This window comes from Streptomyces sp. NPDC051286 (assembly GCF_044455345.1).
GTDB lineage: Bacteria > Actinomycetota > Actinomycetes > Streptomycetales > Streptomycetaceae > Streptomyces.
Map to the genome: position 1 here is coordinate 1 of NZ_JBITER010000081.1, position 13,941 is coordinate 13,941.

Annotated in this window: 11 protein-coding genes and 4 pseudogenes; 12 read left to right on the top strand and 3 right to left on the bottom strand. The window is 67.4% G+C overall.

What is annotated here, in order from left to right; genetic code table 11:
- Together ACIBB8_RS35800 and ACIBB8_RS35805 are read right to left on the bottom strand one after the other, a co-directional pair.
- Positions 1-377 (bottom strand): annotated as a pseudogene (locus tag ACIBB8_RS35800) (transposase); the annotation flags it as partial.
- A 50-nt stretch (positions 378-427) separates the two neighbouring features.
- Positions 428-972, bottom strand: a pseudogene (locus ACIBB8_RS35805) (transposase); the annotation flags it as partial.
- Positions 973-1,664: 692 nt separating this feature from the next.
- Here ACIBB8_RS35805 and ACIBB8_RS35810 point away from each other — a divergent pair.
- The 12 genes and pseudogenes from ACIBB8_RS35810 (at position 1,665) to ACIBB8_RS35865 (ending at position 12,953) form a co-directional block, all read left to right on the top strand.
- Positions 1,665-2,411: a TnsA-like heteromeric transposase endonuclease subunit gene (locus ACIBB8_RS35810; protein ID WP_398959345.1), complete on the top strand. Its 747-nt coding sequence runs from the start codon at positions 1,665-1,667 to the stop codon at positions 2,409-2,411.
- On the top strand, positions 2,411-4,459 hold the full coding sequence (locus tag ACIBB8_RS35815) for a Mu transposase C-terminal domain-containing protein (protein ID WP_398959347.1): 2,049 nt from the start codon (positions 2,411-2,413) through the stop codon (positions 4,457-4,459). The genes ACIBB8_RS35810 and ACIBB8_RS35815 overlap by 1 nt, the downstream gene beginning before the upstream one ends.
- Positions 4,459-4,998, top strand: a pseudogene (locus ACIBB8_RS35820) (AAA family ATPase); the annotation flags it as partial. The gene ACIBB8_RS35815 and the pseudogene ACIBB8_RS35820, both read left to right, overlap by 1 nt.
- Positions 4,999-5,140: 142 nt before the next feature.
- Positions 5,141-5,518, top strand: a complete 378-nt coding sequence (locus ACIBB8_RS35825; protein WP_398959363.1) for a hypothetical protein — start codon at positions 5,141-5,143, stop codon at positions 5,516-5,518.
- Positions 5,515-6,360 (top strand): TniQ family protein, encoded by an 846-nt coding sequence (locus tag ACIBB8_RS35830; RefSeq protein WP_398959359.1) that lies wholly within the window; start codon positions 5,515-5,517, stop codon positions 6,358-6,360. Before ACIBB8_RS35825 ends, ACIBB8_RS35830 begins: the two co-directional genes overlap by 4 nt.
- Positions 6,361-6,373: 13 nt before the next feature.
- A complete protein-coding gene (locus ACIBB8_RS35835; protein ID WP_398959349.1) occupies positions 6,374-6,775 on the top strand; it encodes an SMI1/KNR4 family protein in 402 nt (133 codons plus the stop codon).
- Between the two features lie 284 nt (positions 6,776-7,059).
- On the top strand, positions 7,060-7,794 hold the full coding sequence (locus ACIBB8_RS35840; RefSeq protein WP_398959361.1) for a TnsA-like heteromeric transposase endonuclease subunit: 735 nt from the start codon (positions 7,060-7,062) through the stop codon (positions 7,792-7,794).
- Complete coding sequence (locus ACIBB8_RS35845; protein WP_398959351.1) at positions 7,791-9,671, top strand: Mu transposase C-terminal domain-containing protein; 1,881 nt, start codon at positions 7,791-7,793, stop codon at positions 9,669-9,671. Before ACIBB8_RS35840 ends, ACIBB8_RS35845 begins: the two co-directional genes overlap by 4 nt.
- Entirely contained in the window at positions 9,668-10,711 is a 1,044-nt protein-coding gene (locus ACIBB8_RS35850; protein ID WP_398959353.1) for a TniB family NTP-binding protein, read from the top strand. Before ACIBB8_RS35845 ends, ACIBB8_RS35850 begins: the two co-directional genes overlap by 4 nt.
- The gene (locus ACIBB8_RS35855) at positions 10,708-11,379 is read left to right on the top strand and encodes a TniQ family protein (RefSeq protein WP_398959355.1); all 672 of its coding nucleotides are present in this window, start codon (positions 10,708-10,710) and stop codon (positions 11,377-11,379) included. The genes ACIBB8_RS35850 and ACIBB8_RS35855 overlap by 4 nt, the downstream gene beginning before the upstream one ends.
- A gap of 73 nt (positions 11,380-11,452) precedes the next feature.
- Entirely contained in the window at positions 11,453-12,061 is a 609-nt protein-coding gene (locus ACIBB8_RS35860) for a hypothetical protein (RefSeq protein ID WP_398959357.1), read from the top strand.
- A 100-nt stretch (positions 12,062-12,161) separates the two neighbouring features.
- Complete coding sequence (locus tag ACIBB8_RS35865) at positions 12,162-12,953, top strand: hypothetical protein (protein ID WP_366694639.1); 792 nt, start codon at positions 12,162-12,164, stop codon at positions 12,951-12,953.
- 604 nt (positions 12,954-13,557) lie between these two features.
- Here the strand turns inward: ACIBB8_RS35865 and ACIBB8_RS35870 are convergent.
- Positions 13,558-13,941 (bottom strand): annotated as a pseudogene (locus tag ACIBB8_RS35870) (hypothetical protein); the annotation flags it as partial.

Below are 13,941 nucleotides of genomic sequence, written 5' to 3' on the forward strand. Positions count from 1 at the left end.
GCAGATCGGCTCGACGCCGCCGAAGCGGTCCCGGTGCTCGTCGATGAAGGCTACGAGCGTGTGTGTGGCCGGTCGAGCTCGGCCGCGAAGAAACTCGCCGCGGCCTTCAGGATCTCGTTGGCCCGCTTCAGTTCGGCGTTCTCCTTCTTCAACGCTTTGAGCTGGGCGGACTCCTCCGTTGTCGTACCCGCTCGCGTCCCCGCGTCGATCTCGTGCTGCTTCACCCAGTTCCGCAGCGTCTCACGGGAGCCGATGCCGAGCTTCTCTGTCACCGCCTGCAAAGCGGCCGTCTCGTTCGGATGGTCGTCGCGCACCTCGGCGACCATGCGCACCGCACGACGGCGGAGCTCAAGTGGGTATCGGGAAGGTCGTGCCATGACTCGATCCTTTCATGAAATCGAGTCTCCATTCGAATCGGGGCGGTTCAGTGAACCTTTCCGGTCAGGCCGCCACGCGAGCGTCCCAGGAGGGCCGCTTTCAGCCGGGCCCGTCGCCGTCGGCGCACTCGCCGACGCTCTTCACGTTCCGGGCTGGCGGGTTCGGCGCCCGTCCCCGTCTGCCCTTTTCCTCCCTTGCGCGTGCCCCCTTTTCCTCCTCGGCCGCCTTCTCCAGCGCGGTGAGGACCTCGGCGTCCACGACCATGCCGGCGGCGTCGTGGTGGGCCCGGGCCACAGTGGAGTCCACGCTGACCAGGCTGAGGTCGACCTGTCCGCGCGCGGCGGCCTCGGAGATCACGCCGTCCATCAGGGCTTCGAAGACACCCAGGTCACGCCACTGCAGGAACCGGTGGTAGACCGTTGTCCAGGCGCCGTGGTCGTCGGGCATGTCCCGCCACGGGCTGCCGGTGCGGAACCGCCACACCACCCCTTCGAACTGCTCCCGCAGCCGCTTTGGGTACGGGCCGAACTCGCCTATCGGCAGGAACGGCTCAATCAACGCCCACTCGTCATCCGTCACTTCAGACCGCGTCACACCAGCCTTCTACCAGCACGGAAGGTGACACGGGGCAGAAAACCGAAAATCTAGATCTCAACCCGGAACAGGCCCTAGCCAGGAGCGCGGACACCCATGCCTGAACGCGGGACTTCGGCCGGAACCCTGCCTCGCCCGACGAAGACGACACCGCCCCGGTGGTGAGCCCGAAACAGCACGAGGACCTCGGCGATCACACCGCCGGGGTCCTGCTATCCCTTTCGGCCGTATCTCGGCTGACCCTCTACGGACGTTCCTCGTCAATTCACAGCGAACAGCTCACGCAACGCAAGCAGCGACGGCAATGACGTCGATTCTCGTCAACATTTCTGGCTGGGTAGATCATCAACTGCCTCCGGAACCCGTGCACAAGTGCTGTCGCTCGACGTGAACGAAGCCACTTGGCGGGTGTCGGGTCTCACTCATTCGAGGCGTTTACTCAGCGAACCCAGTCGATTCACCCTCCGTCTCAGCGAACCTAGGCTCCCGGTGATCAAACTGGGGGTGCTGGGTGGCCGTACCGGCTGAGATAGGTGTCCCGTCGCATCGAACTGTGGCTTGTCGCATTGATCTGTGTGCCGACCTTGCGGGGCGGGGGTCGAAACAGGTTTGAGTGAGACGGTGTCCCGCTTTGGGGTGGCTCTTGTCTCGTTGCGTGTGGCTTGTCGCAATCCAGTGGACATCGTCCTGGTGTGGACGATGAGGGGGAGCCGCTGAGCGGCAGGGACAGGGCGGCCGGTTTCGACGTGGCCTGGGTCCGGGAGGGCGTCGAGGTACGCCGGCCGCTGAGGAACGTGGTTGAGGTGGCCTTCGAGGAGGTCGTTCCGGTGCGGGAGTTCCCGTCGTACCCGGGGCAGCGGCACTTTCCGGGCTTGTACTGGGCGGTCACGATGCTGCGGCATGTGGGGTTCGAGTCCTGGCTGGAGCGTGATCACGCGATCTCGATGGACTTCGACCCGCGTGTCGCCGGGTTCTCGTCGCAGCCGTTCTGGCTGTTCTGGACGTCGGCGGAGGGAGGACGGCTGTCGCACGCGCCGGACTACTTCGCGCGTCGGGCCGATGGCTCGGCTGTCGTGGTGGACTGCCGGCCGGAGGGCCGGCGCAAGCCGCGGGACCTGGCCAAGTTCGCCGGTACGCAGGCTGCGTGCGAGTCGGTGGGGTGGGGCTACCGGCTCGTGGGAGAGATCGATCGAGTGCGGGCGGCGAACCTGCGGTGGCTGGCCGGGTTCCGCCATCCGCGGTTCGGCGGGGCCGGGGTGACAGAGGCGGTGGAGGCTGCCTTCGTGGTTCCCGGTCCTCTGGTGGGCCAGGCTGCCCAGGTCGGAGACCCGATCCGGGTGCTGCCGGTCGTCTTCCATCTGCTGTGGTGCGGCCGCCTGGGGACGGATCTGTCGCGTCCCTTGGGCGATCACTCCTTGGTCTGCCGGGTGGAGGGTTGATGCCAGAGCATGAGCGGTCGCGGGGTGTGCTGCGGGTGGGTGACCGGGTCCGGTTCGAGGACCGGGTCCAGACGGTGGTGGGCCTGTCGGGCACGACCGTCCGCCTGGTCGATGAGCACAACACCGCGAGCATGGTGATGTTCGCCCACCTGATGGCGTCGGACGGGTTCGAGCTGCTGGACTCCAGGGCTCCCACGCCGGGACTGCCGCCCTTCGGCCTGTTGGACACGGTCCCCGAAGTGGCCCTGCGCAAGGCCCGGTTCTTCGAGAAGCACCTGATTGAGGCGGAGACCGGGCTCCCGCCGGATGCGCCGAAGGGGATTGTTCCCCGGCCCGAGTACGACCCGCAGTGGCGGACCGTGAACGAACGGCTAGTGGCCAAGGCGGCCGAGCTGACCGCGTCGGGCACCGAGGTGTCGGAACGGACGCTGTTCCGGTTGAGGTCGAAGTGGCGGGACGAGGGGTTGTGGGGGCTGGTGGACCGGCGGGCCACCAGGCTGTCCATGGCACCGGGCACCGGCCGGGTGGACGAGCGTCTGGTCGAGGCAGTGCTGGAGGTCTTGGCCGCGCAGGAGGATTCGTCGACGGGGACCCGCACCCGCGTGATCCGGCAGGCCGAGAAGCTGGTCGAAGAGCGGCACGGGGAGGGCACGGTCCCGCTGCCGTCGCGGGCTACGTACTTCCGGCTGCTCAAGTCGCTTTCCGAGGGGCGTCACAGCTTTGGGGCGGCCACGACCCGGCGGTCTCTGGCCGGGAGGCCGGAGGCTCCGTTCACCCCGACGCTGGCCGCCCGGCCCGGCGAGGTGGTGCAGATCGACACCACCCCGCTGGATGTCCTGGCCGTCCTGGACGACGGCGTGACGGGACGTGTCGAGTTGACGATCGCGGTGGATGTCGCCTCCCGCACCATTTGCGCGGCGATCCTGCGGCCGGCCGGGACGAAGGCCGTGGATGCCGCGCTGCTGCTGGCACGGATGCTTGTGCCGGAACCGATGCGGCCCGGCTGGTCGGAAGCCCTGCGGATGTCAGCCTCGCTGGTCCCGCACGCGCGGTTGATGAGTGTCGATGCCCGCCTGGAGCACGCCGCGGCACGTCCGGTGATCGTCCCGGACACGATCACCGTGGACCGGGGCAGGGTCTTCGTCTCGGATACGTTCGTCGCGGCCTGCCGTTCGCTGGGGATCTCCGTCCAGCCCGCACGGCCGGCCACGCCGACGGACAAGGGCGTCGTGGAGCGGACGTTCGAGTCCGTCAACACCCTCTTCTGCCAGCACGTCGCCGGATACGTCGGCTCCGACACCACCCGGCGCGGCCGCGACGTCCAGGCCGTCTGGACGATCGCTGAACTCGCCGATCTCTTCCACGAATGGGTCGTCGCCCAGTGGCAGACCCGCCCCCATGACTCTCTGCGCAGTCCGTTCCTGCCGGGCAAGGCACTCTCGCCGAACGAGGTCTACGCCATGCTCGTCTCCCGCACCGGCTACCTGCCGGTCTGTCTCGGCGGTGACGACTACATCGAGCTGCTGCCGGCGGAGTGGCGGAAGATCAACGACTACGGCATCACGCTCGATTACCGCACCTACGACTGCCGGGAGCTGGGCCCTTACCGGCGCCAGCCGTCCGGAGTGGACACCAAGGGCAACCTCTGGGAGGTCCACCACGACCCATACGACCTCTCCCACGTCTGGGTACGCGACACACGGGCCGGAGGCTGGATCACCGTTCCCTGGACCCGGCTCGGCACGGTCTCGGCACCCTTCGCCGACTTCACCTGGCGCCATGCCAGAGCCGTGCTGGCCGCCAAGGGAGCCGATGACACAGACGAGGACGCCATCGCCGCCGTCATCGACGACCTGCTGACCCGCGCCGGAAACGGGCCCGACCGCCGCATCGCCGCCCGCACCAGAGCGGCGACAGCCGTCCCGGCCTTGCCACAGGCCCGGCACGAACCCGAGCCGGAGACGGACGAGGAGCCGGAAGGCGAAAAAGACATCGCCCAGGTCATCCCGTTCGGCGTGTTCGACGCCTTCACTGACGGAAGCCGCTGATGACGCACCTTTTCGGGCCCGAGGATGTCGACCACCCGCTGACGAGCAAGGAGGGCTGGGCCGCCTTCGTCGCGGAGACCATCACTCCGCCGGTCGTCCTGCCGCCAGCGGCCCTGCAACGGCTCACCGAAGCAGAACGGACTGCCTACGACCAGGCCCGGGAGGACTACCACGCGCAACTCGTCATCGTCTCCACCCCGACGATCCGCCATGTCGCCGCGACCGGCCGCAAGCGCATCTTGCTCAACCGGCACCAGCACTCCGCTCGCCGCGGACTGATCGTCTCGGGACCCGCCGGGACAGGGAAGACCACCGCCATCACCCAGCTGGGCAAGAACTACGAACAGCTCGGGCGACAGCGCGGCGAGGTCCTGCCGGACTCGTTGCCGGTCGTCTACGTCACCGTCCCGCCCGCTGCCACCCCGAAGATGCTGGCCATCGAGTTCGCCCGGTTCATCGGCCTGCCACTGCCGTCCCGCTTCAGTCAGGTCGAGGTCACCAACAAGGTCTGCGATCTGCTCTGCACCCTCGGCTGCCGTCTCGTCCTCATCGACGAACTCCACAATCTCGACATCGGTACGCGGGTCGGTCGGCGCCGAGGCATCCGACCAGATCAAGTACCTGTCCGAACGCATCCCGGCTACCTTCGTCCTGGCCGGCGTCGACGTCGAGGGCACCGGATTGTTCGCCGGACGCCGCGGTGGACAGATCGCCAGCCGCTACACCCTCATCCCCACCAGCCCTTTCCGCCACAAGACCGAGGAGCAACGGAGTTCCTGGCGGGCACTCGTGGCGACGCTGGAGGAGTCGTTGCGGCTGCATTCCCACCGGCCGGGCACCTTGCTGAAGCTGAGCGCCTACCTGCACGACCGCACCGGCGGCATGATCGGCAGCCTGTCCCACCTCGTCCGCGAGGCCGCCCTGAACGCCATCCTCGACGGCAGCGAGAAGATCACCAAAGCCTTGATGGAACGGGTCGACCTGGACGAGGGCGCGGAACAGCAGAACATCCCCCGCGCCCGCCGACGACGGACCCGCAGCGAGAAGCGCATCGCGTGACCAACGGGCTGCGGTCCCTGCCGCTCGCGCCACCGCCCGTTCATCGCGAGACCATCGGCTCCTACCTGAACCGGCTCGCCGACGCCAACCACCTCACCATCGGCTACCTCTCCTCCCTGATCGGCCCGTCGCGGCAGCACCGCCGCGTGGACAACCGAGTCGGCTACTGGACCCCAGAAGGCCTCTCCCGGCTCGCCGTGCTGACCGGCCGGAGCCCGTCCACACTGATCCGCGCGATGCCGCCGCTCGGCTTGATCGGCGACCCGGTCCGGCGGCTTCCGTCGTCCGCCACCGAGGATGTCATCGAACCGCGGCGCCGCCCGGCCTGCTGCCTCTGCATGGCCCGTCGGCACATCCGCGGTCTCGTCGTCCGCAGCACGCTCCACCACGAAGGCGTCTGCCACCGGCATCACCGCTGGCTCCTCGGCGACGAACAGCACGACCTGACTCGTCTGCCCGAGGTCCTGCAGGCCAACTTCCGGCACCAGCGGATCGTCCGGCGAGGCGCCCGTCCCTCCACCGCACTGGCCTACATCGACGCCCGTGACCGCCTGACCAGGTGGTTCAACAGCGAGAGCAGCAGGGAGTCCCTGCGGCAACGCTGGAACCGGCGACTCGACGTGCTGGGCGAGGACCCGTTCGGTGATCCCCTCCGTCCCTCCGAGGCCCGGATCGAACTGGCTACCTACCCCGAAGCCGTCGTCCTCACCGGCCTGTTCTCCGCGCCCTATTGGCGAGACCACCCCCAGTTACCGGCCGAGGCAGCACACCGGCTCGGCATCGCCCCGCAGCAACTCCTCTCTACTGCGACCCTCGTGCGGGCAGGGCCGCCCCGGCCTTGATAGAACGGGGCCCATGAGTTCGAACGACGACGAGATCGTGCAGGCCGAGCGCCACTTCGGCGTTCGATTCCCCGCGGACTATCGAGACTTCCTGGCCACGGAAGGGAGCATGAGCCAGTTCATTCTTCCTGCGGACGACTTCCTGATGATCAATGCCGTCGCGGAGCTCATCGAAGTCAATGAGGCCGGCGAGTTCCAGAAGCGTTTCCCCGGGAGCGTCGTCATCGGCGGGGACGGAAGCCGCGAAATGCTCACCTACGATTTCCGGCAGACACCCCCGCCGCTGGTCCTGCTCGACGTCTCCGCTCAGGACTGGTCATCCGCCATCCATCAGGCGATGTCGCTCTCCGCCCTGCTCGAGCAGTTCCCCGAAACCGGCTGGAAATGGGACGAACCTGATTCGTCGCCTTCCTGACTGGTCTCGACGGAATTGGTGCTGCCAGCTCTCAGTCACGAAGTTGGTTATCGGCGTGGTCCAGAAACTGCCATCTTCACTGCGAATCATGGGACCAGGAGTCTCACCATCCTGACGGAGTCCAGCTCAGGGCTGCCCTCCCTCGCCATGATCGGTGAGACGAGCACTCGCCTCCGTCCACGGCCCTCCTGAGACTCCTTGTTCCACCTGTCCTGAGTCTTGACTCAACTTGTCAGCCCGCAGGTCAGGGGCCCTGTCTCTGCAAGATCTAATGAGACGGGACAATAGGTCTTGCAGGGCCGGACGTCGAGTTGTCGTACCTGGACGCTGTTCGCAAGCGTCAGAGGCGTCCGCTGCTGGACTGTGTGACGGCACGCTTCGAGAACGTGGCTCCGGTGCGGCCGTTTCGCTGGTTGCGGGGTGAACGCCACTTCGCGGGCTGGTACTGGTCGGCGACGACCGGGCAGCACGTCGGCTTCGAGTCGTGGCTGGAGCGCGACCGGCTCGTGTTGATGGACTTCGATCCCGAGACAATGGGGATCGCCTCGCAGCCGTTCTGGCTGCATTGGCACGATGGCGAACGGGAGCGTCGGCACGCCCCGGACTATTTTGTGCGCCGCGTGGACGGCTCAGCGGTGGTCGTCGATGTCCGTGCGGATGAGCGGATCGAGCCGAAGGATACCGAGGCGTTCGAGGCGACACGGCTGGCGTGTGCTCAAGCCGGGTGGGGCTTTGAGCGGGTTGGGGTGCCGGAGGCGGTGCTGTTGGCGAATGTCCGGTGGTTGTCGCGCTACCGGCATCCCCGTTGTCTGCACGGCCCGGCCGCGGACCGGCTGCGGGAGGTTTTCGCGGCCCCAGGGCCGCTGATGGCCGGGGCAGATGCGGCCGGTGACCGGTTGGCGACGCTGCCCGTGCTGTTCCACCTGCTCTGGCTCCAGGAACTGACTGCATCAAGGATGGCGGTCGAGCTGATGGGGCCGCGCACGGTCGTGCGTCTTTCCAGCGGGGGTCTGCGATGACCGGGGGGAGGAAGGTGCCGCCAACGGCCCGGATCGCCGAGTTCCCCATGACGGCCGCCGAGCGGGCTCGCTGGTGGGAGAGACACATCCTGGAAGTGCTGCACGGTCTGGCGCCGGATGCTCCGGACGGGACGTCGCCGAGGCCGGAGTTCGATCCGAAGCAGCACTCGCTGGCCCAGCGCGAGCGGGCCAAGGCCGCTGAGCTGACGGCGGCCGGCCACAAGGTGTCGGCCAGCGGGATCAAACAGCGGCGCCAGCGCTACCAGCGTGACGGCCTGGTCGGGTTGGCGGACGGCCGGTCGGCCAAGCAGATGCCGGCCTTCGGGCAGGTCGCTCCGGCGGTGGTGGAAGCGATGCGGCAGGCGATCGGTGAGACCGCCGACGCGTCGTCGAGGACCATTGGGTTCATCATCTGGCGGACCAGCCAGATCCTGGCCGACCACCAGGAGACCGCCGCCGTCGAGATGCCGTCGCGGGCCACTCTCTACCGTCTGTTCGACAAGCTGGCCATGGGCAGTCACGCCACCGGGTCGGCCCGCACTCGCCGCTCGATCGGTGCGAGGCCGCCCGGTCCGTTCGGCGAAGTGCCGGCCAGCGCGCCGGGCGAGCTGATGCAGATCGACTCGACTCCGCTTGATGTGCTGGTGCGGCTAGACGACGGGATCGCCGAGAAGGTCGAGCTGACGGCTATGGTCGACATCGCCACCAGGTCGATCACTGCGGCGGTGCTGCGGCCCACCACGAAGGCCGCAGATGCGTCCGTGCTGCTGGCCCGCAGCGTCACTCCGGAGACCATGCGCCCAGGCTGGTCGGAGGCCCTGCGGATGTCCTGCTCGGTGCTGCCGCACCGACGGCTGCTGAGCATCGACGAGCGCCTGGAGCACGCGGCCGCTCGGCCGGTGATCGTGCCGGAGACGATTGTCTGCGACCACGGCAAGGTGTTCATCTCGCGCAACTTCCGTGCGTCCTGCCGATACTTGGGCATCAGCCTGCAGCCGGCTCACAAGGCGACGCCGACCGACAAGGGCACGATCGAGAAGACCCTGGGCTCCGTGGCCACGCTATTCGCCCAGTTCGTCGCGGGCTACACCGGCTCGACCACGGACCGCCGCGGCCGGAAGCTGGAGGACGGGCAACTGTGGTCTCTTCCTGAACTCCAGGGTCTTCTCGACGAATGGGTTCTCGCCTGCTGGCAGACCAGGCCCCATGACGCACTGCGCGACCCGGATGCGCCGACGCGGGCGTTCTCACCGAATGAGAAATACGCGACGCTGCTTGAATCATGCGGCTATGTCCCGGTTCCGCTCAGCGGCGAGGACTACATCGAACTGCTTCCCGAGCGTTGGCAGGCGATCAACGCCTACGGCATCCGCATCAAACACCGCACCTACGACGACCGTGAGTTGAACGCGTTGCGCCGCCAGCACTCCGGGGTCGCTGAGAAGAAAGGCTTGTGGGAGATCCACCACGACCCCTACGACGTCTCCCGGATCTGGGTACGCGACCGCCGCCGCAACCGGTGGATCACCGTGTTCTGGAAGCACCTGCACCGCGTCGGTGTCCCCTTCGGCGAGCTGGCCTGGGACCGGGCCTGCGAACAGGTTCCCGGCGGCACCGAGGAACAGATCGCCGATGCCGCCGCTGCCCTGCTGCGGCGGGCCCACGACGGCCCCTCCACCGAAAAGGGTCGCCCGGTCAAGCGATCCCGGCGAGACCGCCGCGTCGCCGCCCGCACCCGAGCCACCATTTCTGACCTGCTGGCCCCAGACCCGCCTGCCGCCGATCCCACGCATGGCGACGAGGCGGACAGCGATCTCGCCAAGGTCATCCCGCTGGGTCTGTTCGATCCGCTCGCCAACCCCTGGAAACGCCCATGACCATCTCCGCACCAGCGGTTCACCGCACGTTGCCGGAGGCCGATGCCCAAGCCAACCGCCAACTCACCACCTTGGACGGGTGGCGGAGATTCGTCGCCAGCTCGCCCGAACCTTCAGTACGGATGACAACGGAAGAGTTGCAGCGGCTGTCGTCGATGGACCGGGACCTCTACGACGAGGCCCGTCTGGATCACCACGCCAGGATGCTCGTCGTCGCCACATCGTTTGTCGAGAAGACCGTGACCTGCGGCCGTCGGCTTGTCCTGCTCAACCGGCACGCGATCAGCGCCCGCCGCGGCCTGATCGTCTCGGGCCTGCCCGGCACGGGCAAGACCATCGCCATCACCCAGCTCGGACGCGCCCACGAACTCCTCGACCAGGCTCGCCATCCAGGCGTCCCCGACCGCATCCCGGTGCTCTACATCACCGTCCCCCCGGCGGCGACCGCCCGCATGGTCGCCGCGGAGTTCGCTCGCTTCCTGGGCCTGCCCATCCGATCCCGGCTGAACATGACTGACATCATCGAGGCCGTGGTCGGCGTCTGCACCGACACCCGCACCGGCCTGGTCCTCGTCGACGAAATCCACAACATCTCGCAGACCACCCGGTCCGGCGCCGAAGTCTCCGACACCCTGAAGTACTTCTCCGAGCGCATTCCCGCGACGTTTGTCTATGCAGGTATCGGCGTTGAGGACAGCGAGCTTCTGGCCGGCACCCGCGGAGCCCAGATCGCAGGCCGCTTCACTCTCGTTCCCACCCGCCCTTTCCCATATGGCGCCGAGTGGAAAGGTTTGGTCGCGACCCTGGAAAACACCCTGCTACTGCACGATCACCCACCTGGCAGCCTGGTCAAACTCGACCGCTACCTCCACAACCGGACCGACGGCATGATCGGGGCCCTGTCCCACGCGATCCGAGGAGCCGCGATCGACGCCATCCTCAGCGGCACCGAACGCGTGACGAAGGAGACGATCGACGCGATTCCTCTGGATCACGCCGCGGAGACCGCGGTCGCACCCCGGAAGCGGACCCGCAGGTGACACAGGACCCCGAACCGCCACTGTCCCAGTTACCCATCCAGGTCCGACCACGTCGCGGAGAGCCCATCGGCTCCTACATCCGCCGCCTTGCCCGCGCCAATCACCTCAAGCCGAGCTACCTCCACGGATTCCTCACCGGATCGACGAACTGGTTCGGCAATCCCCAGCTTGAACGTCTTGCCGCACTGACCGGACGGTCGCCCGATCTGTTGCAACGGGTCCTCGCTGGCGCCGAAGCACCCCGCCGACGCCGCAAGCCAGGTCCACCCTCCACATCGACGAAGAAGGTCGACAAGAAGGAGCTCTACCAGCGCATCCGCCACGACGCCGAAACGGAAGCGCTCTCGGCACGGGCACTGGAGAGACGCCACGGCGTCACCTGGCGAACCGTCCGGGCCGCGCTGGACGGTCACGATCCCCGCCCTCGCAAGCCACCCCCTCGCCGGTCGACCGCCATCGATCCCGTTCAGCCCCTCATCAACGCCATGATCGAGGCCGGCCACGGTCCCACGCAGATTTGGGTGCAGCTCATGGACAAGCACGACACCTCAATCTCCTACGGCATCATCAGGCGCTACGTCCACGACCAGACTTTGACGGACTGGCGCCAACAGACTCCTGTCTCAACCAATCGAGTCCTGCCAGGTCAGCGACGCGCGTCCGACTAACTTCGCTGAGACAGGACAGCGGGACCCTATTGCACTGGTACGTTCCGGTGATTCGGATCACATGAGGGGGGCCATGACTTCCAAGAATCGACACCTCATCGCTGCGGCCACGCTTGCACTCGGGCTGGGAATCTCGGCCGTCGCAGCCCCGTCAGTCAACGCGGCCGAGCCCACCGGGCTGCGTGCCAACTCGACTCGCACGTTCGCGTCGTACCAAGACGCCGTCCCCGGGGTTGCACCATCGGACGCTGACGCGACCGCGGTCTACCTGGACCCCTCGGGCCAGGTGATTCCTAGGACGGACGCGACTGACGCGACTACGGAAGCAGCACTTGCCTGCACACCAGTCAGCGGCAGGGACAACCCCCATCGATCCTCCACCGGCGTGGCCGTTTCCGGTCACGGATGGTGGGACAAGGGCTCTTGCAGCAACAACCGTGCAAACGTGTACAACTGCCTCTACGAGTGGTACACGGACAACACCTGGCGACAGAAGACGTGTTCGCCGGTCAAGGAGCTCGCACCGGGCGGCGGCAGCAGCAATCGGACGACGGCGCGCAGAGACTGCGACAACACGGTGTACACGTCGTGGCGCAATCACATGGATGTCGACGTGATTGGGGAGGCCGACACGGCCGAATGGCCCTATAACCAGGCAAACGTCTATTGCCGGATAAACTAGGAAAGGAAAGTCGCTACTGAAGGGCCGCCAACGCGGAATGGAAGACAGGGACACAGCCCAGCCTGGTCTGGTTCCCGGGGCATGTCAGACTGCTGGAACCATGTTTGCCGCCCTTTACGGGGAGCTGGTCCCGCATGACTGGCGTGGTCCTGAGCCAGAAGGTGACGCGTACTCGCTTTTCTACCAGCGGTCGATCGCCATGGGTTGGCTCGACGACAGGTCGGCCGGGGGTGGCTTCGAGGACCGCATGCTCCGCGCGCCCGGGCTGTGGGGCATGAACGACGCCGGGTGGAACCACCCGCTCGCCGCTGCCGGAGCGGGACTGATCTCGTGGTTCCAGGTCGAGGCCAGCGCGGTGGCCGACGACCGACCGCTACCGGTGCAGCCGTTCCTGCGGTGCGCCGAGGACGCGACAGCGCGGGCCGGCACCCCGAACCTGTCTGCGGTACAGGTCCTCCTGCCGGTACAGGGGCTCGACCCCGCGACGCGGGCGCCATACGCGCCCGTGCCGGCGATGCAGACCAAGGAGTGGTTCGCCGAGTGCGCCCCGGAAGCGAGAACTCCGGTCGAGGTCAGCGTCAACAGTGGCCGGGACCCGTCGGTCCCCGCCGTCGCCCAGCGGCTCACGGATCACCTCGGTCACTTGAGTCAGGACGTCTTCGTATGCACGTCGTACGACGTCGGCAGTCCAGAAACTGTCCTTGCTCCTCTATTTGATGACAGTTTCTGGAACGGCCCACCCCTACATGGGGTGACTCTGCGAGGGGAACTCTCCGAGTGGTCGTTGGATGCGATCGGCTGGCTGAGCGAGGTGATCGCTGACTCCAGCGCCCACCTCGGGGTCCGTTCGCCGCTCCTGCTCACCGTCACACGCCTACCTCGACAACGCTGAGGTCCTCGAGGAGCTCGCCGAGTAGAACCCCACCGCAGCCGCTGGTCGCCTGCAAGGCCCTGTAGGCGCCGATTCCGGGGACAGCGCGATCGCCGGCGACCTACGCTGACGCGCGTACTGACCCCACCCAGAAGACGGCTGTTGAACTCGGACCGGCGGGAAAGCTCTGGACCACCCGGGCCACCCGCAACCTCACCGCCACCCTGGAAAGGCTCCGCGTCGACCGCCAGCTCGAAGAAGCCCTTACCCACGGCGCCGACCCACTCCACCTGTCCCTCGTCTTCGGCATCGACGAGAAGACCGCCATCCGTTATGCGGCCTCCGCCCGCCAACTTCTGGAAACCGCCGCCGAACAGGTACTACAGCCGGAGATCTTGAGGGTCGGTGATGGGTGGGATCGGCTGGTGGTGGGCCCAGGGGCGGAGGCGGTCCGGGAGTGGGTCTCCGCGGCGTCGGTAGTGGCTGACCGTGGCGCGGGTCTGGTGGAGTCGGCGCCATAACTCGCAGGTCAGGAGGGTCTCCACGGGGTGGTGGGGGTTGAGGTGGGTGGCGGCCAGGCAGTGCCGGATGGTGTGGACGGAGAGCCGCAGGAGCGGGCCGGGGATCAGCCAGCGGCCTCGCTCTCGTCGATGCTCGGGGCTTTTCCCTGATCGGGGTCCTGCTCCAGGTCGGTATCCGGCTCGGATGCGAGGGCCTGGTCGGGTTCGGGGATGGCGGCGCGTTGAACGCTGAGGAACGCGGTGGCCAGCATGCAGGCGGTGACGTGGCGGTGCCAGGGGGTCCACTTGCGGACCTGGTACTGGGCCAGGCCGACGAGCTGCTTGTTGATCTCGTTGTCCTCCTCGATCTGCCAGCGGCCGCCGGCCCGGGCGATGATCTCCGAGACCGTGGTGCCGGCGGGGGCGTGGACGAGGAAGTAGGCGATCTCGCGGTGGAGCCGGCCGTCCTTGCCGCGTCGGTTGGGGTGCACCGAGCGCCGTAGCACCAG

What these genes read in the sequence shown, in the direction of transcription:
- ACIBB8_RS35815 (WP_398959347.1), top strand. Translation starts at nt 2,411, where the DNA reads ATGCCAGAGCATGAGCGGTCGCGGGGTGTGCTGCGGGTGGGTGACCGG.
- ACIBB8_RS35835 (WP_398959349.1), top strand. Translation starts at nt 6,374, where the DNA reads ATGAGTTCGAACGACGACGAGATCGTGCAGGCCGAGCGCCACTTCGGC.
- ACIBB8_RS35845 (WP_398959351.1), top strand. Translation starts at nt 7,791, where the DNA reads ATGACCGGGGGGAGGAAGGTGCCGCCAACGGCCCGGATCGCCGAGTTC.
- ACIBB8_RS35850 (WP_398959353.1), top strand. Translation starts at nt 9,668, where the DNA reads ATGACCATCTCCGCACCAGCGGTTCACCGCACGTTGCCGGAGGCCGAT.
- ACIBB8_RS35860 (WP_398959357.1), top strand. Translation starts at nt 11,453, where the DNA reads ATGACTTCCAAGAATCGACACCTCATCGCTGCGGCCACGCTTGCACTC.
- ACIBB8_RS35865 (WP_366694639.1), top strand. Translation starts at nt 12,162, where the DNA reads ATGTTTGCCGCCCTTTACGGGGAGCTGGTCCCGCATGACTGGCGTGGT.